The organism is Pseudomonas sp. CK-NBRI-02 (assembly GCF_008124495.1).
Lineage (GTDB): Bacteria > Pseudomonadota > Gammaproteobacteria > Pseudomonadales > Pseudomonadaceae > Aquipseudomonas > Aquipseudomonas guariconensis.
Genome location: NZ_VSJH01000042.1, coordinates 193,370 through 210,258, shown reverse-complemented (window position 1 = coordinate 210,258; position 16,889 = coordinate 193,370). Strand labels below are relative to the sequence as shown.

At 62.3% G+C, this 16,889-nt stretch carries 16 protein-coding genes and 1 pseudogene; 8 read left to right on the top strand and 9 right to left on the bottom strand.

Annotation, left to right across the window (positions count from 1 at the left end; genetic code table 11):
* Window positions 1–11 precede the first annotated feature (11 nt).
* From DQ397_RS24310 to DQ397_RS24290, 5 genes are all read left to right on the top strand, one after another.
* Window positions 12–1,106 (top strand): hypothetical protein, encoded by a 1,095-nt coding sequence (locus DQ397_RS24310; RefSeq protein ID WP_043206904.1) that lies wholly within the window; start codon window positions 12–14, stop codon window positions 1,104–1,106.
* Between the two features lie 190 nt (window positions 1,107–1,296).
* Complete coding sequence (locus tag DQ397_RS24305; RefSeq protein WP_043207070.1) at window positions 1,297–1,959, top strand: hypothetical protein; 663 nt, start codon at window positions 1,297–1,299, stop codon at window positions 1,957–1,959.
* A 93-nt stretch (window positions 1,960–2,052) separates the two neighbouring features.
* Complete coding sequence (locus DQ397_RS24300) at window positions 2,053–2,754, top strand: AzlC family ABC transporter permease (RefSeq protein ID WP_043207072.1); 702 nt, start codon at window positions 2,053–2,055, stop codon at window positions 2,752–2,754.
* The gene (locus DQ397_RS24295) at window positions 2,751–3,065 is read left to right on the top strand and encodes an AzlD domain-containing protein (RefSeq protein ID WP_043206906.1); all 315 of its coding nucleotides are present in this window, start codon (window positions 2,751–2,753) and stop codon (window positions 3,063–3,065) included. Before DQ397_RS24300 ends, DQ397_RS24295 begins: the two co-directional genes overlap by 4 nt.
* On the top strand, window positions 3,062–3,895 hold the full coding sequence (locus DQ397_RS24290) for an AraC family transcriptional regulator (protein WP_043206909.1): 834 nt from the start codon (window positions 3,062–3,064) through the stop codon (window positions 3,893–3,895). The genes DQ397_RS24295 and DQ397_RS24290 overlap by 4 nt, the downstream gene beginning before the upstream one ends.
* A gap of 16 nt (window positions 3,896–3,911) precedes the next feature.
* On the opposite strand, the gene DQ397_RS24610 is transcribed toward DQ397_RS24290, so the two are convergent.
* The 3 genes and pseudogenes from DQ397_RS24610 to DQ397_RS24280 form a co-directional block, all read right to left on the bottom strand.
* Window positions 3,912–4,088, bottom strand: a complete 177-nt coding sequence (locus tag DQ397_RS24610; protein ID WP_178113816.1) for a hypothetical protein — start codon at window positions 4,086–4,088, stop codon at window positions 3,912–3,914.
* Window positions 4,088–4,555, bottom strand: a pseudogene (locus DQ397_RS24285) (MFS transporter); the annotation flags it as partial. The gene DQ397_RS24610 and the pseudogene DQ397_RS24285, both read right to left, overlap by 1 nt.
* Window positions 4,556–4,667: 112 nt before the next feature.
* A complete protein-coding gene (locus DQ397_RS24280) occupies window positions 4,668–4,805 on the bottom strand; it encodes an S-adenosylmethionine decarboxylase (RefSeq protein ID WP_372240781.1) in 138 nt (45 codons plus the stop codon).
* A gap of 426 nt (window positions 4,806–5,231) precedes the next feature.
* Between DQ397_RS24280 and DQ397_RS24275 the strand changes: the two genes are divergently transcribed.
* A complete protein-coding gene (locus tag DQ397_RS24275) occupies window positions 5,232–5,459 on the top strand; it encodes a hypothetical protein (RefSeq protein ID WP_043206911.1) in 228 nt (75 codons plus the stop codon).
* A gap of 118 nt (window positions 5,460–5,577) precedes the next feature.
* Here the strand turns inward: DQ397_RS24275 and DQ397_RS24270 are convergent, their stop codons facing one another.
* The 5 genes from DQ397_RS24270 to DQ397_RS24250 form a co-directional block, all read right to left on the bottom strand.
* Window positions 5,578–6,057 carry a copper chaperone PCu(A)C gene (locus tag DQ397_RS24270; RefSeq protein WP_043206913.1) on the bottom strand — a complete coding sequence of 160 codons (480 nt, stop codon included), beginning with the start codon at window positions 6,055–6,057 and terminating at the stop codon, window positions 5,578–5,580.
* On the bottom strand, window positions 6,057–6,665 hold the full coding sequence (locus tag DQ397_RS24265; protein ID WP_043206915.1) for an SCO family protein: 609 nt from the start codon (window positions 6,663–6,665) through the stop codon (window positions 6,057–6,059). The genes DQ397_RS24270 and DQ397_RS24265 overlap by 1 nt, the downstream gene beginning before the upstream one ends.
* A gap of 232 nt (window positions 6,666–6,897) precedes the next feature.
* A complete protein-coding gene (nfuA, locus tag DQ397_RS24260; protein WP_043206916.1) occupies window positions 6,898–7,482 on the bottom strand; it encodes a Fe-S biogenesis protein NfuA in 585 nt (194 codons plus the stop codon).
* A 58-nt stretch (window positions 7,483–7,540) separates the two neighbouring features.
* Entirely contained in the window at window positions 7,541–8,575 is a 1,035-nt protein-coding gene (locus DQ397_RS24255; protein WP_043206917.1) for an acyltransferase, read from the bottom strand.
* A gap of 214 nt (window positions 8,576–8,789) precedes the next feature.
* Window positions 8,790–11,090 carry a fatty acid cis/trans isomerase gene (locus DQ397_RS24250; protein ID WP_043206919.1) on the bottom strand — a complete coding sequence of 767 codons (2,301 nt, stop codon included), beginning with the start codon at window positions 11,088–11,090 and terminating at the stop codon, window positions 8,790–8,792.
* Window positions 11,091–11,263: 173 nt separating this feature from the next.
* Between DQ397_RS24250 and metH the strand changes: the two genes are divergently transcribed.
* Together metH and DQ397_RS24240 are read left to right on the top strand one after the other, a co-directional pair.
* Complete coding sequence (gene metH, locus DQ397_RS24245; protein WP_043206921.1) at window positions 11,264–14,971, top strand: methionine synthase; 3,708 nt, start codon at window positions 11,264–11,266, stop codon at window positions 14,969–14,971.
* 159 nt (window positions 14,972–15,130) lie between these two features.
* Window positions 15,131–15,349: a DUF2970 domain-containing protein gene (locus DQ397_RS24240; protein ID WP_043206924.1), complete on the top strand. Its 219-nt coding sequence runs from the start codon at window positions 15,131–15,133 to the stop codon at window positions 15,347–15,349.
* A gap of 265 nt (window positions 15,350–15,614) precedes the next feature.
* On the opposite strand, the gene DQ397_RS24235 is transcribed toward DQ397_RS24240, so the two are convergent.
* Window positions 15,615–16,697 (bottom strand): ABC transporter substrate-binding protein, encoded by a 1,083-nt coding sequence (locus DQ397_RS24235; protein ID WP_043206926.1) that lies wholly within the window; start codon window positions 16,695–16,697, stop codon window positions 15,615–15,617.
* Between the last annotated feature and the right edge of the window lie 192 nt (window positions 16,698–16,889).

Sequence of the window (16,889 nt, the reverse complement as noted above, 5' to 3'; positions counted from 1 at the left end):
AAGGAGCGCCCATGAGACCGATCGACCATGACACGAACGTCCAGGGCAGCCCTCTTCCCCTGCAGCAGGACTATCAGCGCTTCCTGCTACTGGGCAGCCGTCGCGCACCGCATACCCTTTACATGCATGAACGAGGCTATCGCTCCGGCACCATCAACACCGACAGCCATGGCATGCGCTACAGCCATTGTGCCGACAGACGCTGCTCGGTGACCGAGCACAGCGGCGTCAAGCGGGTCAATCTGCTGGTAGGTGGTTCGACCACCCTGGGCATCGGCGCCAGCTCCGACAAACACACGATCGCCTCCTACCTGTCGGCGCTGACCGGCGAGGTCTGGCTGAGCCTGGCCGGCTGCGGCCTCAATGCCACTCAGGAACTGCTGATGTTCCTGACCCACCAACATCGCTTCACAGAGGTCGGCCACGTAGTCGTACTCAGCGGCCTGAACACCGTGGCACACGAGGCGTTGGGCGAAGTGCTGGCGGGCGATCACGAACAAGGGCACGCCCTGGCTTACCAGGACCTGCTCAACAGCTTCAACGAAGGCGTGCACACCGCCCATCCACCACCCGGCGAGTCGCTCTGGCGCCGCCTGGGCCAAGCCCTGGCGCCTCGCAGACAATCGCCGGCCCCCGCCTGGAAGCTGTCGCCCCCCGACAAACGCCTGGCACGCGCCGCCGACACCATCGGCCGCAGCCTGCAGCAGTGGGACCGCCTGCTGGGCGGTGGCTATGCCACCCTCACCTTCATCCTTCAGCCCCTGTTGCCCTGGTGCCGGGAGGCCATTCCACAGGGCGAGCAGCTCATGCTGCAGCACCTGCAACGCCAGCCGACGAACTTCGACCGCCTGCTGGCCGACGTCTTCGACAGCCAGTTGCACACGGACTTCTTTCGACGCATCAAGCAACAGGCCGCGCAGGTGCCCTGCTATGACATGAACTGCATGCTCAGCAGTTGCGCGATGTTCGACCAACCGTTGTTCGTCGACCGCCTGCATTTCAACGACTTGGGCAACAGTGCACTGGCCAAGGTGATCACCGCCAAGCTCGGGCTGGCCCAGGAAAAGCACGCCAATTATCGACCACCGCCCGTCAGGCTAGTCTGACAAAACAGGATTGGCCTTTCGGCAGGCAGCGTTGGGTGGCTAGAATACGGCGTCGTCGCTCTTGATTCGCTTGAGGTACATGCGTAACTGCCATGATGATCGAAGCCGTCCTGCCGTATCTGGCCCACCCTGGCCAGTCCGCCTGCGAGGCCTACCTGTGAACCGCGCCTTCTTCTGGTCGCCGTTGTTCATGGCCGTGCTGGCGCTCGACGCCCAAGCGCTGGAAGTACAGATCGACCCCCATGCCGATCTGCTCTACCGCCAGGCCCTGCCCCTCTTGGAGCAGGCCGACCTCCAGGACGACAGCCCCAGCCCACTGCGCACCTCGATTGGCAGCGACCCGGAACTCAGCCGCCAAGGCCAGGCCCTGGCGCGAACCCTGCCCACCGCCGTGGCCTTGCTGAAAAAATCGGTGGCACTCAACCATCCGGTCGCCCAGTACCGCCTGGCGCTGTACTACATGACCTACCTGCCGACGGCGCAAATTCCGGATGCGGCCTGCCCGCTGCTCGAAGCCAGCCTGCAACAAGGATTCGCGCCACCCGCCCCGGCGATCGCGACCTGGTGCCCGCCTTACAACGCAAGCCCCGCCTACCGTCAGGCGCTGGAAGCGATCCCCAGCATGGCCACCCGTTATGCCGCCTATTACCCTCAGCCTGCGATACGGCTGGCCTGCAACCGCAGTCAACCCCAAGGCCTGGAAATGCAGTGGGGGCGCCAGCGGGACTACCAGGCGGAGGTGTATCGTCTGCTCGGCGACCTCGATCCTCAACAACGCCAGACCTTGCTGCAAAAGGCAGTGGACATCAATGGCTGCGCCGCAGCCCAACGACACCTGACCAGCAAACGCTAGACTCGCTTAGCAAGGGGCAGGCAGCAAGAATGTTCAAGCCATGCCCCATCCGCTCTGGCATGCTGGACTGCCTTGCCGATTCAAGTCACCACCATGCCCTGCAGCCCACCTGTCGCCCGCCAAGCATTCCTCCATGGCGCCATCGCCATCATGCCCTTATCCCTGGCCGTAGCCCCCTGGGGCCTGCTCGCCGGTTCCATGGCCATCGAGGCCAACCTCAGCGCCTGGGAGGGCCAAGGGCTGTCGGCCATCGTTTTCGCAGGGGCCGCGCAATTGGTAGCGATCGGCATGCTCAAGGGCGGTGCCAACCTGTTCTCGATCCTGCTCACAACCTTGTTGCTGACCTCCCAACATTTGCTCTACGGCCTGAGCATGCGTCCGGTGCTGTCCGGCCAGCCGCTGCGCTGGCGCCTGGGGCTGGGCTTTCTGCTCACCGATGAATTCTTTGCCCTGACCAGCCGCTACGACCAACAGCAGTTCAACCGCTGGTACGCCCTGGGCGTCGGCCTGACGTTCTATGTGGCCTGGAATCTGTTCACCCTGGCCGGCATCCTGCTAGGCCAGAACATTCCACACCTGGACCAGCTGGGCCTGGACTTTTCCATCGTCGCCACGTTCGTCGCGTTGATCGCACCGCTGGTGCGCAACCTGCCGACAGTGGTGTGCGTGGCGGTGTCGCTGTTGTGTTCGGTGCTGTTCAGCCACTGGCATTGGGAGACCGCTCTGGTCGCCGCCGGCCTGCTGGGCATGAGCGCCGGCTTCGCTTGCCAGAAACTCACCGGAGGCCGCTCATGACCTGGCTGCTGATCTTCGCCATGGGCCTTGTGGTGTTTCTTAACCGCTACGCTTTCCTGGAACCGCGCCTGCCCCTGCGCCTGAGCTCCAATGCCCGGCAATTCTTGGGCTTCGCCGTACCTGGCATGCTGACGGCCATCTGCGGGCCGATCATCTTCCTGCCTGGGCATCAACTGGACCTGAGCCTCACCAACCCCTACCTGCTCGGCTCACTGGTGGCCATCGCCCTGGTGCTGTTGACCCGCAGTGTGTTGCTGAGCATGCTGGTGAGCATGTTGATCTTCTTCCTCCTGCGCAGCTGGCTGGCATGAACACGCCCCCGCGCGAACAGACCCACCTCTGGCAAGCCCCGGCACTGGGCGATGTGGAAATGCTGCACGCGCGGTATTTCCAGCAACGCTTCGCCCCCCATGTGCATGAAGGCTACGTGTTCACTGTGATCGAGTCCGGCGCCCAGCGATTCTGGCATCGTGGCAGCGAGCACCTGGCACCGGTGGGCAGCATGGTGCTGATCAACCCGGACGAGTTGCACACCGGCGCCACGGCACACGAGGCAGGCTGGCGCTATCGTGGCTTCTACCCCGAGCACGAACGGGTCACCGGCGTGCTCGACGAGCTGGAGCTGGGTCGCCATGGCATGCCGCACTTCAAGGACAGCGTGATCCAGGACCCCGCCTTGGCCGCCCTGTTCAGCGAGTTGCATCGGCTGTCGGAGTCCGACGCAAGCGCCTTGGAACAACAGACCGCCTGGCGCCAGGCAGTCCTGGCGCTGGTACAACGCCATGGCCACGGCGCCGAGGCGCCCGCCCCCGGCAACGAACCGCGCGCTGTGGCCCGCGCCCGCGAACTGCTCGAAAGCCAGCTGGCCGACCCACCGTCGCTCGAAGCCTTGGCCGCAGCGGTCAACCTCTCCCCCTTCCACTTCGCCCGGGTGTTCCGCCAGGCCACCGGCCTGCCACCCCACGCCTGGCTCAAGCAGCGCCGCCTGTCCCGCGCCCGAGAGCTGCTCAAGAGCGGCCTCCCCGCCTCAGAAGTCGCCTTCGCCCTGGGTTTTGCCGACCAGAGCCACCTCAGCAGGCAATTCAAGCAGGCCTATGGCGTGACGCCGGGGGCGTATCGGCAGGCGTGTCGGTTCGTTTAGCACCCGGTCACACAGTTCAAAAAGGCAGCTCCAACTGCAGATGGGTCAATGCCTTGCGTCGCACCTTGACCGCAATGCCCACCAAACGCACTGCACGCCCCTGGCGCTTGGTCTCCCAAATCCGTCTGCACAGCCCCAGGAAGACCTCTGGCTCCAGGCCTTGTGCAGGGGTTTCAAAGGTTAATAACAGCACTATGCACGATCCTGATGCTCATCCGGAGCTCCTTTCTTGATATTCCAGCGCAGGGGAGCGACAACCAGCATGAACGTCATCCCAACGAAGGTGGCCGGGCCGACCAGGAAATAGACGACGCTGGCAATCAACCCTGAAAAGGCATCACCGATTACCGCAGTGAAGTAGTACAGCGAGAAGTTGCGCCCGACCTCCTGCTCGTTCGACAAGCACTGGATATTGGTCACGATGGCAATATCGACAAAGGCGCCGATGAACCCCACAAAGAACAGTACCAACAGGAACAGCCAGGTGTTGAACTGAAGCGCCACGGCAGCGATGAAAAACAACGCGCCATATAGCCCCCAATAGCGCAACACAAGACGCGCCGAGGTGTGTCGATTGAACCTGGTGTAGAGCAGGCCGCCCAGCACGGTACCCGTGGCCAGCAGCGAGAAAACGTAGCCAACCGCCGCCCATTTGGAAAAGAAGTAGCCGGTCGCCAGCGCCCGGGTACCCGCATTCAAGTTCAATCCACGCATGCCGCTTCGCCTTCCCTAAGCCGTCACATAGATCAGTTCGTCTTCACTGATGTCCCGCCTAGGCGTGTCGAGACGCATTGCTCTTGCCACAGGTGTAGACATCGATACTGATGTAACTATTCTCGGGATGGGTATGGTAGGAAAGATGAGATTCGCAAAGCAGGAACAACCCCGTCACGCCTTCTCTACCCAACACGAATTTGCTGATTTCATGTTAAACATCCTCTCTAGCACTTGATGATTTTTGTTTCCCCAGCAATGACCGAGCAAATAAACCGTAGTTTGATAAGCCCATAAAAACAACATGAATCCACGACGAAGCCGTAACAGGAAAAATCATGAAGCCAAACTTGTATGAAAATTCCCACGCATACAAAATATTGTAAACAGCACCTGCCCTATACCAACTCCAACAGGCGCCTCGCACTCCGACCAAGACCCATATAGAGAGGATGAAGACCGTCTTACCCAAGCTGTGTGTATATGCCATTCAATGGATAATGCAGTCGTTGTGCATCGCGCGAGACGTGAGGGTGCTGATGCGCAGTGAGTACCCAGCCACCACATCAGGCAGGAGCCCCACCCCCTGCTACACTGAAAGGGCTGAACGGAGGAACCTGCCATGTCCGATAGAGAGCTCACCACCCTCCTGACGCTGATGAACCAGCGCCAAGCCTGTCTGAGCAGTGCCTGCAAGGAGATTGCCGACTGGATCGACCGGCAGGGCGATGTGCCCGCGGCTGGCAAGATCCGCGCCAGCCTCAAGGCACTGGAGGCCGAAGACGCCCAGGTACGCAAGACCTTGACCTCGCTGACCATCGAGCGACCGTTGCCGAGGTTTCGTAGCTGAGCAGTATTTGTAAAGTCGATCGGGGCGCTTTGGCGCCCCTTTTATGTAGCAAGGCCGCGCCCACACGGTGGGAGCGGCCTTGTGTCGCGTTGGGCTGCGCGGCAGCCCATGCCACCGATCAGTGCATGTGCGCGTGATCATGCCCGGCTTCAGCCCCCAGCGGGCGAACCGGTGCCTGGATTTCCAGGGTCTGCTTTGTTCCCTTGGCATCTTCGATGGTCAGGGTCAGCGGCACCTGCTCGCCTTCCTTGACCTGCTGGGTCAGGCCCATGAGCATCACGTGGTAGCCGTTAGGGTCGAGGGAGACCGCTTTACCGGCGGGCAGGTCGACGGCCTTGACCTCCCCCATGCTCATCACGTCGCCCTTCATGCTCATCTCGTGGATCTGCACGGTCTTGGCGACCGGCGAGGCCACGCTGAGCAGCTTGCTGTCGGTGTCGGCAGTCAGCGTCATGAACGCGCCAGTGGACTGCTGGTGCGGCACGCTGGCGCGAACCCAGGCATCACTCACGGTGGTCTGGGCCAGGGCCGGCAAGGCCAGGCCCATCATGGCCAGAACGGCCAGCGTACGTTTGGCAGGTTGCAGTGAAACAGCCATTAGCAAATCTCCATCAGGGTGACCAGGTCTTCGGCGCATTCCTTGGCGGTCAGGGAATGGCCAAGACTCAAGCGCAGAGTGCCACGCGTGTCATAGACGTAGCTGGTGGACGAATGAGAGACGGTGTAGGTATCGCCGGCGGGGACCTTCTCGTAGAACACCTTGAATTCCTTGGCCACCTCGGCGATTTCCTCGGGGGTGCCGGTCAGGGCGGTGAACGACGGGTCGAAGGCCTTGACGTAGGCATCGAGCACTTCTGGGGTATCACGCTCCGGGTCCAGGGTGATGAGCACCACCTGGAACAGGTCGCGGTCGCGGCCCCTGAGCAACTTCCTGATTTGCGCCGCGCGCGCCATGGCGGTCGGGCAGACAGCCGGGCACTGGGTGAAGCCGAAGAAGATCATCGGCATGGAGCCATAGAAGCTCGACAGGGTGCGCTCGTTGCCTTGGGTGTCCTTCAGGCGGAATTTGCGCCCGAGGATTTCGTTGCTCATGTTCTTGCCGTACTTGAACTCGAGCCCCCGGGCCGGGTTGCAACCGGCCAGCAGGCCAAGCCCCAGAACGCCCATCCCGGCGACGACAGCACGCCGGGTCAGTAAATCAGTCATGGAACCATCCTTTATAGGGAAGGTGCCGGCCCCTGGGATGGGCCGACGAAAAACCGAGGCATTCTGGCATGACACCCCAGGGGCATCCACCCGACGAAGGAGGGATCGGCCTGCAGCCCTTGAAATCCGGGCTGCGGCCTGTTGTCGCAGGGCTTGATTCCGTAACACTTTGTTGCTAGGTGCAACATCTTGCAAAGAGAACGCTGGATGAACCCACGCCAGGGAGCATGGATCAGTAGTAGGCGTTTTCCTTGTTGCTGTGGTCGGTCACGTCACGCACACCCTTGAGCTCCGGGATACGCTCGAGCAGGGTGCGCTCGATGCCGTCCTTGAGGGTGACGTCGGCCTGGCCGCAGCCTTGGCAGCCGCCGCCGAACTGCAACACGGCGATGCCGTCATCGACCACATCCACCAGGCTCACGGCGCCGCCGTGGCTGGCCAGTCCCGGGTTGATCTCGGTCTGCAGGTAATAGTTGATGCGCTCGTTGAGCGGGCTGTCCTCGTTGACCATCGGCACCTTGGCGTTGGGTGCCTTGATGGTGAGCTGACCACCCATGCGATCGGTGGCGTAGTCGACCAGCGCGTCCTCCAGGAACGGCTCGCTGACCGCATCGATGTACGCGGTGAAGCTCTTCAGGCCCACGGCCGTGTCGTCGGGCTTCTCCTCGCCTGGTTTGCAGTAGGCAATGCAGGTTTCAGCGTACTGGGTACCCGGCTGGGTGATGAAAATGCGGATGCCGATGCCCGGGGTGTTCTGCTTGGACAGCAGATCGGCCAGGTAATCATGGGCGGCGTCGGTAATGGTTATAGCGCTCATGGAAGTTCCTCACAGACTTGTCGGCAAGTGTACGCCAACCTGGCCCCCGAACAAAGTCCTAGTATTTGACTCGGGAAAGCGCCAGCACCTGGGCTGGCTCCCTGTCTTCACGCAACCAGGCCTGCATACGCCGGTACAGGCCGCGCTCCAGCCAGTGGAAGCTGAGCCACGACATTAGTCCAATGGACAGCACGCAGACGGCAAACACCGCATAGGGATTCAAGCCCAGGCGCTGACTGGCGAACCAGCCGCCATAGAGCACCAGCACGTGAATCAAGTACACCGAATAGGAGCAGTCGCCCAGTGCCTTGAGCACCCGGTTGCCATGGAAATACGGCTCCAGTGCGACAAACGCCAACACTACCAACGCACTCGGCACGCCCCAGTGCAGCAGGCGCACGGAGGCATCCAGCTGATACAAGGCATACCCCGCCAACCCCAGTACCATCAGCGGCAACCACAGCCCTTCGCGCACCAGCCCGCGGCGGTACAGCACGCCAATGCCGATGCCCAGCAAGAACTCGTAGATGATGCCGTTGCTGTAGAAGCGGCTCAGTACGCCCATGCGTCCAAGCACCTCACTGACCATCAACAGAGCTGCGCTCACCAGCAACAGATGGTGTCGCCGTCGCACCAGGAAGGCCAGGCCGAACAACAGGTAGAAGAACATCTCGAAGTTCAGCGTCCAGCCGACGTTGAGTGTCGGATACAAGCCGTAGCCGCCGGGGTTCTCCGCCGGGATGAATAACAGTGACAGCAGCAGATGCTGCCCGTCGAACACTTGGTGCGGCATCCAGCGACTGGCCACCAGCAACAGCAAGGCCATCAGCAATGTGTAGAACCAATAGGCAGGAACGATGCGCAGCACCCGATTGAGCAGGAACTGCCCGGGCGCGATAGGTTTGTCGCGGGTCGAGAGGTATATCACCAGCCCGCTGATGACGAAGAAGATATCCACGCCCACGGCGCCTCGTTCGGCGAGCAGTCGGCCGATCGGCCCGGTAGCGTTGAAGTCGAAGAAGATCTGCATGAAGTGGTGGCAGACCACCACCCAGGCGGCGAATGCCCGGAGAGCCTGAAGCGAATACAGCATGCCGGTTCCTGCGGTTTTCGGTGCATTGAGGCCCCGATCGAACGCAGCGGCGCGCACTGCGCGCTCGTCGAAGCTAAACCCGCTTGCGCACGGCTTGCGGCGAAACCGTGGGAGCGGGTTTACCCGCCAAGGGCTGCCACGTAGCCCCCGCGATGGATCAGGACCACCCGGCAGGTCCGACCGCAACGTATCCGAAAAGGTCAGCCCGACCCGATCAAAGGTTCTCGTAGCGGTTCATGTCCAGCACACCCGCTTCCACAGGCTCGGTCTCCTTGATGAACGTGTTCAGGTCATGGAAGTAGCGCCAGAACTCAGGGTGGCTGCGGCGCACGCCCCAGCGCATGACGATCCGCTCGAACTTGGCCGTATCGTCGCGGGCAGCCTCCATGTCCTCGACGAACTCCGGTACATCCTGGGTCGGGATGTTGAAGATGAAGTTCGGGTAGCTGCTGAGCACGCCCGGGTACAGGGTCAGCGTGTCCAGGCCTGGCTGGTAGCGATAGGCCTCGCCGAGCAGGAAGGCGACGTTGCTGTGGGCGCGGTTGCGCAACAGGCTGTAGACCTGGCGCTGGCCGCCCTGCCCTTCGATGCGCAGCAGGGTCGCCTCGGGCAACTGGTTGATCACCTTGAGCCCGGCAGCCGGGCGCGAGACCAGGCGGCTAAGACTCTGCTCGGCATCTTGGAACTCGGCGCTCATCTGCGGACGCGAGCAATGGGCACCAGTGCAGCGGTTGATCGGATCGGGCGCCGCGTTGAGGCTACCAGTGCGTTGCAGCAATTTGAGGCCGAAATCACGCTTGGGATTTGCCTCGTCCAGCTTCAGCGCACTTGGTGTACTGGTGTCGATGTCCTCGTAGTCGAGCCACATCTTTACCTTGCCGCTGTTCTGGTACCAGTCGCTCAGGATCGCGCCGCGCTGGTCGGCCGGCATCAGGCGCAGGAAGTTGATCTCGGCACCATTGCGGATCAGGTCGAAGTACAGGCGGGTCTGCAACTGGTGCGAGACGTTGCCGAATACATCGAAGTTCACCGCCAATTGATAGTAGGTGCGCTCGAACAGCGGGTAGTCGAACAACCAGGTGGTCAGCGGCACGTCGCCGATCAGGCCCTTGCTCACCGACGCGCTGTCGAAGTGGCGGAAGATGGTCAGCAGCGCATTGTCATTGCCCGCCCACAGGGTCGACCAGCTCGGTGCAGGCATCTGGGCATAAGCTTCGCGACGCAGCTTCTCGTACTCGTTGCGCTTGTCGCGATAGGCATGCCACAGACTCAGCACACTGCCCACGTCGTCGATCTGCCCAGGCATCGCCAGCAGCGGTGTCGCCTTGCCGCGGTACTCGGCATCGGTGATGTAGCGGTCATGGGCCGGCTCTTGGAACAGCGCCCAGAAGTTGTCGCGAATCACATCGGTGGCGATCTGCCCACGACACACCGGGCCACGGATGAAGGTGCGCACGAAGTATTCGGCGTTGTCCAGCATGAACTGGTAGCGCGCCACCGCCGGGATCGCCTCGAAGGTCTCGAACGGGTTGGAGCGGTGGCGCGGGCCGTACCCCGGCAGTGACGTGGCGTGCCAGTCGCCGCTGTAGAACAGTTGCTTGACGCGCTTGAGCTTCTGCGGGCCCATCGGGTAGGTGATGTGTGTCTTGTGCACGATCACACCCTGTACCGGGATCAGGCGGTAATAGAAGTCAGTGCCGGGCGGGTCGTTGGGCCTGCGGGTGGCGATGATGTCCACCGGCTTGCCGCTTGGGGTGCGCGAACGCACCCACTGGAAGAAGTGCCCCGGCTCGCCCCCGGTGAAATAGACATGCGCCAGGAACAGATGCTCGTACAGCCAGCGGCCCACCAGGGCCTCGGTGGAACCCGGACGGTTGAGCAGCTCTTCCCATTCGGCGATCTGCCGGGACTCGATGGCGCTGGGCTGGATCGGCTGGTATTCGACCGGCGCACCGGCCGCCAGCCAGCGCTGCAGGGTCTGGTACTCGGCATCGGTGAGCCCGGTGACAGCTAGCGGCATCCCCTCCTTGGGGTGGGCACCGGCGTAGGCGTCGAACTCATGGGGCAATGGGCACATGTTGTTACGGTTGAGCCCCAAGACGATCTCCTCGGGCAGCTTGGCGTTGGGCGTCAGCGGCGTCTTGTGACCCAGCTCGAGCATACGTGCCATCAACGCGGCCTGGCTGCCCTGGTTGTCGAGCACCGAATAAAAGCCCATCTTGCGCCAGGCCTGCTCGTCGTGGGCGTCATAGAACAGCCGCGTGGTGGGCACCGCCTTGCTGCGCTCACCCTGGTATACCGGCGTCTTGGAAGCACCGCGCACCGCACCTTCTGGGCTTTCCAGCTTGAGCTGGCAGGCCGCGTCGTTGCATGCATGGCAGGCCACGCACTTCTCAGTGAAGATCGGTTGAATGTCCCGGGTGTACGAAATCGCCGGGCTCGATTGAGGGGCTTGCCCGAACGCCACGCCGCTGATGAGCAGTGCGAAAGCGCCAGCAAGTAAACGATGCACCATGTGCCGAATGTCCTGATTCCTGAAAGCCATCACGATTGCCTGACCGGTCCTTGGGTGCTTTGGCGCGCTCACCAACATGAAGGAAATTCATGCAAATGGCCGGCACGCCTAAAATCCGTGCAGCTTTGTTATTATTCAGCACCTTCCGAAATTCGCCCGACCAGGTAGTTCCTATGTCCGACCGCAGCGCTCGTTTCCAAGCACTCCAGCAAGCACTCAAGGAGCGCATACTGATCCTCGACGGCGGCATGGGTACTATGATCCAAAGCTACCGCCTCGAGGAACACGACTATCGTGGCACGCGCTTCGCCGATTGGCCAAGCGACGTCAAGGGCAACAACGATTTACTGCTGCTCACCCGCCCCGATGTCATCGCCTCGATCGAGAAAGCCTACCTCGACGCCGGCGCCGACATCCTCGAGACCAACACCTTCAACGCCACGCAGATTTCCCAGGCCGACTACGGCATGGAAGCGCTGGTGTACGAGCTCAACGTCGAAGGCGCGCGCATCGCCCGCCAGGTGGCCGACGCCAAGACACTGGAAACCCCGGACAAGCCTCGCTTCGTCGCTGGCGTGCTCGGCCCTACCAGCCGCACCTGCTCGATCTCCCCGGACGTCAACGACCCGGGCTATCGCAACGTCACCTTCGACGAGCTGGTCGAAAACTACACCGAGGCCACCCGCGGCCTGATCGAAGGCGGCGCCGACCTGCTGCTGATCGAGACCATCTTCGACACCCTCAACGCCAAAGCGGCGATCTTCGCCGTGCAGCAAGTGTTCGAGGAAGACGGCGTCGAATTGCCGATCATGATCTCCGGCACCATCACCGACGCCTCCGGCCGTACCCTGTCCGGCCAGACCACCGAGGCGTTCTGGAACTCGGTGCGCCACGCCAAGCCAATCTCCGTAGGCCTGAACTGCGCCCTGGGCGCCAAGGACCTGCGCCCCTACCTTGAAGAGCTGGCCACCAAGGCCGACACCCACGTCTCGGCCCACCCCAACGCCGGCCTGCCCAACGCCTTCGGCGAGTACGACGAAACCCCGGCTGAAATGGCCGCGGTGGTCGAGGAATTCGCTGCCAGTGGTTTTCTCAACATCATCGGCGGTTGCTGCGGCACCACCCCGCCGCACATCCAGGCCATCGCCGAGGCCGTGGCCAAGTACAAACCACGCGAAATTCCGGACATCCCCAAGGCCTGCCGCCTGTCGGGTCTGGAGCCGTTCACCATCGATCGTCAGTCGCTGTTCGTCAACGTGGGCGAGCGCACCAACATCACAGGTTCCGCCAAGTTCGCCCGCCTGATCCGCGAGGAGAACTACACCGAAGCACTGGAAGTGGCCCTGCAGCAGGTCGAGGCCGGCGCGCAGGTGATCGACATCAACATGGACGAAGGCATGCTCGATTCGAAGGCTGCCATGGTCCGCTTCCTCAACCTGATCGCGGGCGAGCCGGATATCTCCCGGGTACCGATCATGATCGACTCCTCCAAGTGGGAGGTAATCGAAGCGGGCCTCAAGTGCATCCAGGGCAAGGGCATCGTCAACTCGATCTCCATGAAAGAAGGCGTCGAGCAATTCAAGCACCATGCCCGCCTGTGCAAGCGCTACGGCGCCGCCGTGGTGGTGATGGCCTTCGACGAGGTCGGCCAGGCCGACACCGCCGCGCGCAAGAAGGAAATCTGCCAGCGCAGCTACGACATCCTGGTCAATGAAGTGGGCTTCCCGCCGGAAGACATCATCTTCGACCCGAACATCTTCGCCGTGGCCACCGGCATCGAGGAACACAACAACTACGCCGTGGACTTCATCGAAGCCTGCGCCTACATCCGCGAGCATCTGCCATTCGCCCTGTCGAGCGGCGGCGTGTCCAACGTGTCGTTCTCCTTCCGCGGCAACAACCCGGTGCGCGAGGCGATCCACTCGGTATTCCTCTACCACGCCATCAAGAACGGCCTGACCATGGGCATCGTCAACGCCGGCCAACTGGAAATCTACGACGAGATCCCGGCGGCGCTGCGCGAGAAGGTCGAGGACGTGGTGCTCAACCGCACCCCGCACGGCACCGACGCACTGCTGGCGATTGCCGACGACTACAAGGGCGGCGGCGCGACCAAGGAAGTGGAAAACGAACAGTGGCGCACGCTGCCGGTGGAAAAACGCCTGGAGCACGCGCTGGTCAAAGGCATCACCGCCTTCATCGTCGAGGATACCGAGGAGTGCCGCCAACAGTGCGCGCGCCCCATCGAGGTCATCGAAGGGCCGCTGATGAGCGGCATGAACGTAGTTGGCGACCTGTTCGGTGCCGGCAAGATGTTCCTGCCTCAGGTGGTCAAGTCCGCCCGAGTGATGAAGCAAGCCGTGGCCCACCTGATCCCGTTCATCGAAGCCGAGAAAGGCGATACCCCCGAGGCCAAGGGCAAGATCCTCATGGCCACGGTCAAGGGCGACGTGCACGACATCGGCAAGAACATCGTCGGCGTGGTGCTTGGCTGCAACGGTTATGACATCGTCGACCTGGGCGTGATGGTGCCAGCGGAGAAGATCCTGCAGACCGCCCGAGAGCAGAAATGCGACATCATCGGCCTCTCCGGCCTGATCACCCCGTCGCTGGACGAAATGGTCCACGTCGCCCGCGAAATGCAGCGCCAAGGCTTCGAGCTGCCGCTGATGATCGGCGGTGCCACCACCTCCAAGGCCCACACGGCGGTCAAGATCGAGCCCAAGTACTCCAACGACGCGGTGGTCTACGTCACCGACGCCTCGCGTGCGGTGGGCGTGGCCACTCAGCTGCTGTCCAAGGAACTCAAGCCGGCCTTCGTCGAGAAGACCCGCCAGGAATACGTGGAAGTCCGTGAGCGCACCGCCAACCGCAGCGCCCGCACCGAGCGCCTGGGCTACGACCAGGCCATCGCCGCCAAGCCTCAGTATGACTGGGCCGGCTACACCCCAGCGGTGCCCTCCTTCACGGGCGTCAAGGTGCTCGAGGACATCGACCTGCGCGTACTGGCCGAATACATCGACTGGACGCCGTTCTTCATTTCCTGGGACCTGGCCGGCAAATTCCCGCGTATCCTCACCGACGAAGTGGTCGGCGAGGCCGCTACCTCGCTGTACAACGATGCCCGCGAGATGCTCGACAAGCTGATCGACGAAAAGCTCATCAGTGCCCGTGCGGTCTTCGGCTTCTGGCCGGCCAACCAGGTCGAGCATGACGACATCGAGGTCTACGGCGACAACGGCGAGAAGCTCGCCACCCTGCACCACCTGCGTCAGCAGACCATCAAGCCGGACGGCAAGCCGAACTTCTCCCTGGCCGACTTCGTCGCGCCCAAGGACAGTGGCGTGACCGATTACGTCGGCGGTTTCATCACCACCGCCGGTATCGGTGCCGAGGAAGTGGCCAAGGCCTACCAGGACAAAGGCGACGACTACAACTCGATCATGGTCAAGGCCCTGGCCGATCGCCTGGCCGAAGCCTGCGCCGAGTGGCTGCACGAGCAGGTCCGCAAGCAGTACTGGGGTTATGCCAAGGACGAACACCTGGACAACGAAGCGCTGATCAAGGAGCAGTACAGCGGTATTCGCCCTGCTCCTGGTTATCCGGCCTGTCCGGACCACACCGAGAAAGCCACGCTGTTCCGCCTGCTCGACGGCACAGCCATCGGCGAGACCGGGCCGAGCGGTGTGTTCCTTACCGAACACTTCGCCATGTTCCCGGCAGCGGCGGTCAGCGGCTGGTACTTCGCTCACCCGCAGGCGCAGTACTTCGCCGTGGGCAAGGTGGACAAAGACCAGATCGAGCGCTACAGCGCGCGCAAGGGCCAGGACATCAGCGTCAGCGAGCGCTGGTTGGCACCGAACCTCGGTTACGAGAGCTGATCTGCTAGGCGGCCGCGCTGCGGCACTCTCGCGGGTAAACCCGCTCCCATAGGGTTCACAGTGATCCTTGTGGGAGCTGGTTTACCCGCGAAGAGCTGCGCAGCGTCCACAGGCCTGTCTACACTGTCGTGTGATTGTCTCTGTTTTCAGGAGCCCTTCATGGATGACAACGACCCCGGCAAACCGCCCACCTTCTGGCAGATGCTTCACAGCATCCTCGCCGCCGCCTTCGGCGTGCAGAGCGGCAAGAACCGCGCGCGCGACTTCACCCATGGCAAGGCCAGTCACTTCATCGCACTGGGCACCTTGTTCACCCTGGTGTTCATCCTCGCACTGATCGGCCTGGTGCAATTGGCCATGCACCTGACCGCCCGCTAGAACGCAAGCCGCCCGCGGATATCCCTTCCGCGGGCGGTTCCGGTTTGCTCAAGGTCTGAAGATCGGCGCTATTGGTGGCTGACCCAATACACGGCGGCCACGACGACCAGGACGATCAGGCAGAGGATCGCCCAGGCGTCGACAGTGCTGTCAGCTTTGCGCAACTTGGTCGAGTTTCCCATTGCATTGCCTCTTGTAGTGGTTATGGGAATGCACTTCAACCAGCAGTTAAGCCCAGCAATGGCCTTCTCTCAAGCAAGGTCTTTCAATAGTCGACAGGCTTGGCCAAAAACGGATAACGAAAACCTTCCGGTCGCCCTTCTGCGCTGTAGCGCAGAAAATCCACCCCCATGTCGTCGCAGCTTTCAAGCAACTTGAGCCAGCGGCGGGCCTTGGCCTGGTCGAAGGACTGCAACACCGGCATCGTGTGCGCTTGCAGACCATCACGATTGATCGCCAGCCCCAAGGCATCGTCATGCAACATCACCATGGCCCAGCCGCCCAAAGTGAAATGCCCGCCCATCAGCACACTCAGACGCCCATCGATTCGCGCGCGCAGCGCTTCGGGAGAGCTGTTGATGGCGCCGAAGATCACATCACGCCCAGGCGTGCGTCCCTTCTCTTCAAATGCCTGCATGGCACCGAAAGCCATCTCGTCGTTGGCAGACCACACCAACTGCGTATCCGGATAGCGCTCTGCCAGCAACTGGGCCTGTTCATAGGCGCGCTTGCGACTCCAGCCGCCATAGACCACCTGGCGCAGGCGCACCTGGGGGAAGTCCGCCAGGGCTTGGCGCATGCCTTGCTCGCGCAATTGGGAGGCCGGGGTGGTCTTGACCCCGGCGAACGCCACCAGGTCCACCGGTCCCGGACCTGGCGGCAGCATGGCAACCATCTGCCGCAGCATCTGGTAGCCCGCCTGCTCGTCGTTGGCAGTCAGGGTGCCCAGCACCTGCGCATAGCGGTCCGGCTGAGCCTGAATGCTGCGCGCCTGGGTTTCGGTCAGGCCGTTGTTGACCAGGAACAACTTGACGCCAAGCCCCTGTGCCAGGCGGATGATTTCCGGGGCCAGGTATTGCTCGTTGACCAAGACCAGGTAGTCCGGGCGCTGGGGCCCGGTCAGCACCGCGCGGGCCTGGGCCAGCGCCAGGTCCGTGCGCCGCTCGCTGTATTCGATGCGCAAGTCCATGCCCAGCTCCTGCGCGGCCGCCTGCATGAAGCGCGAGTAGCCGACCCAGAAAGCCTCATGGGAAAAGCCTGGGTTGAGGAACACCACGGAGGCGGCCTGCGCGTTCGCTGCTGCCAGGAGCAAGCTCAGCGACAGGGCCTGGCACAAGGCCTTGAGCATTCGATGACATCCGTTGCGAAACAAACGCGCGAGTATAAACGGACGGGGCCTGAAGGCGGGCAAATGCCAGTGGATCTCACTTAGTCCTATTGGTTCTTTTCATATGCAAAAACATCACTTTAGCGCATAAACACAACCTGATATCGTGCTCCGGCTCCGAAGCGGAGTGCGCGGCCGTGCGCGCGAATAGCT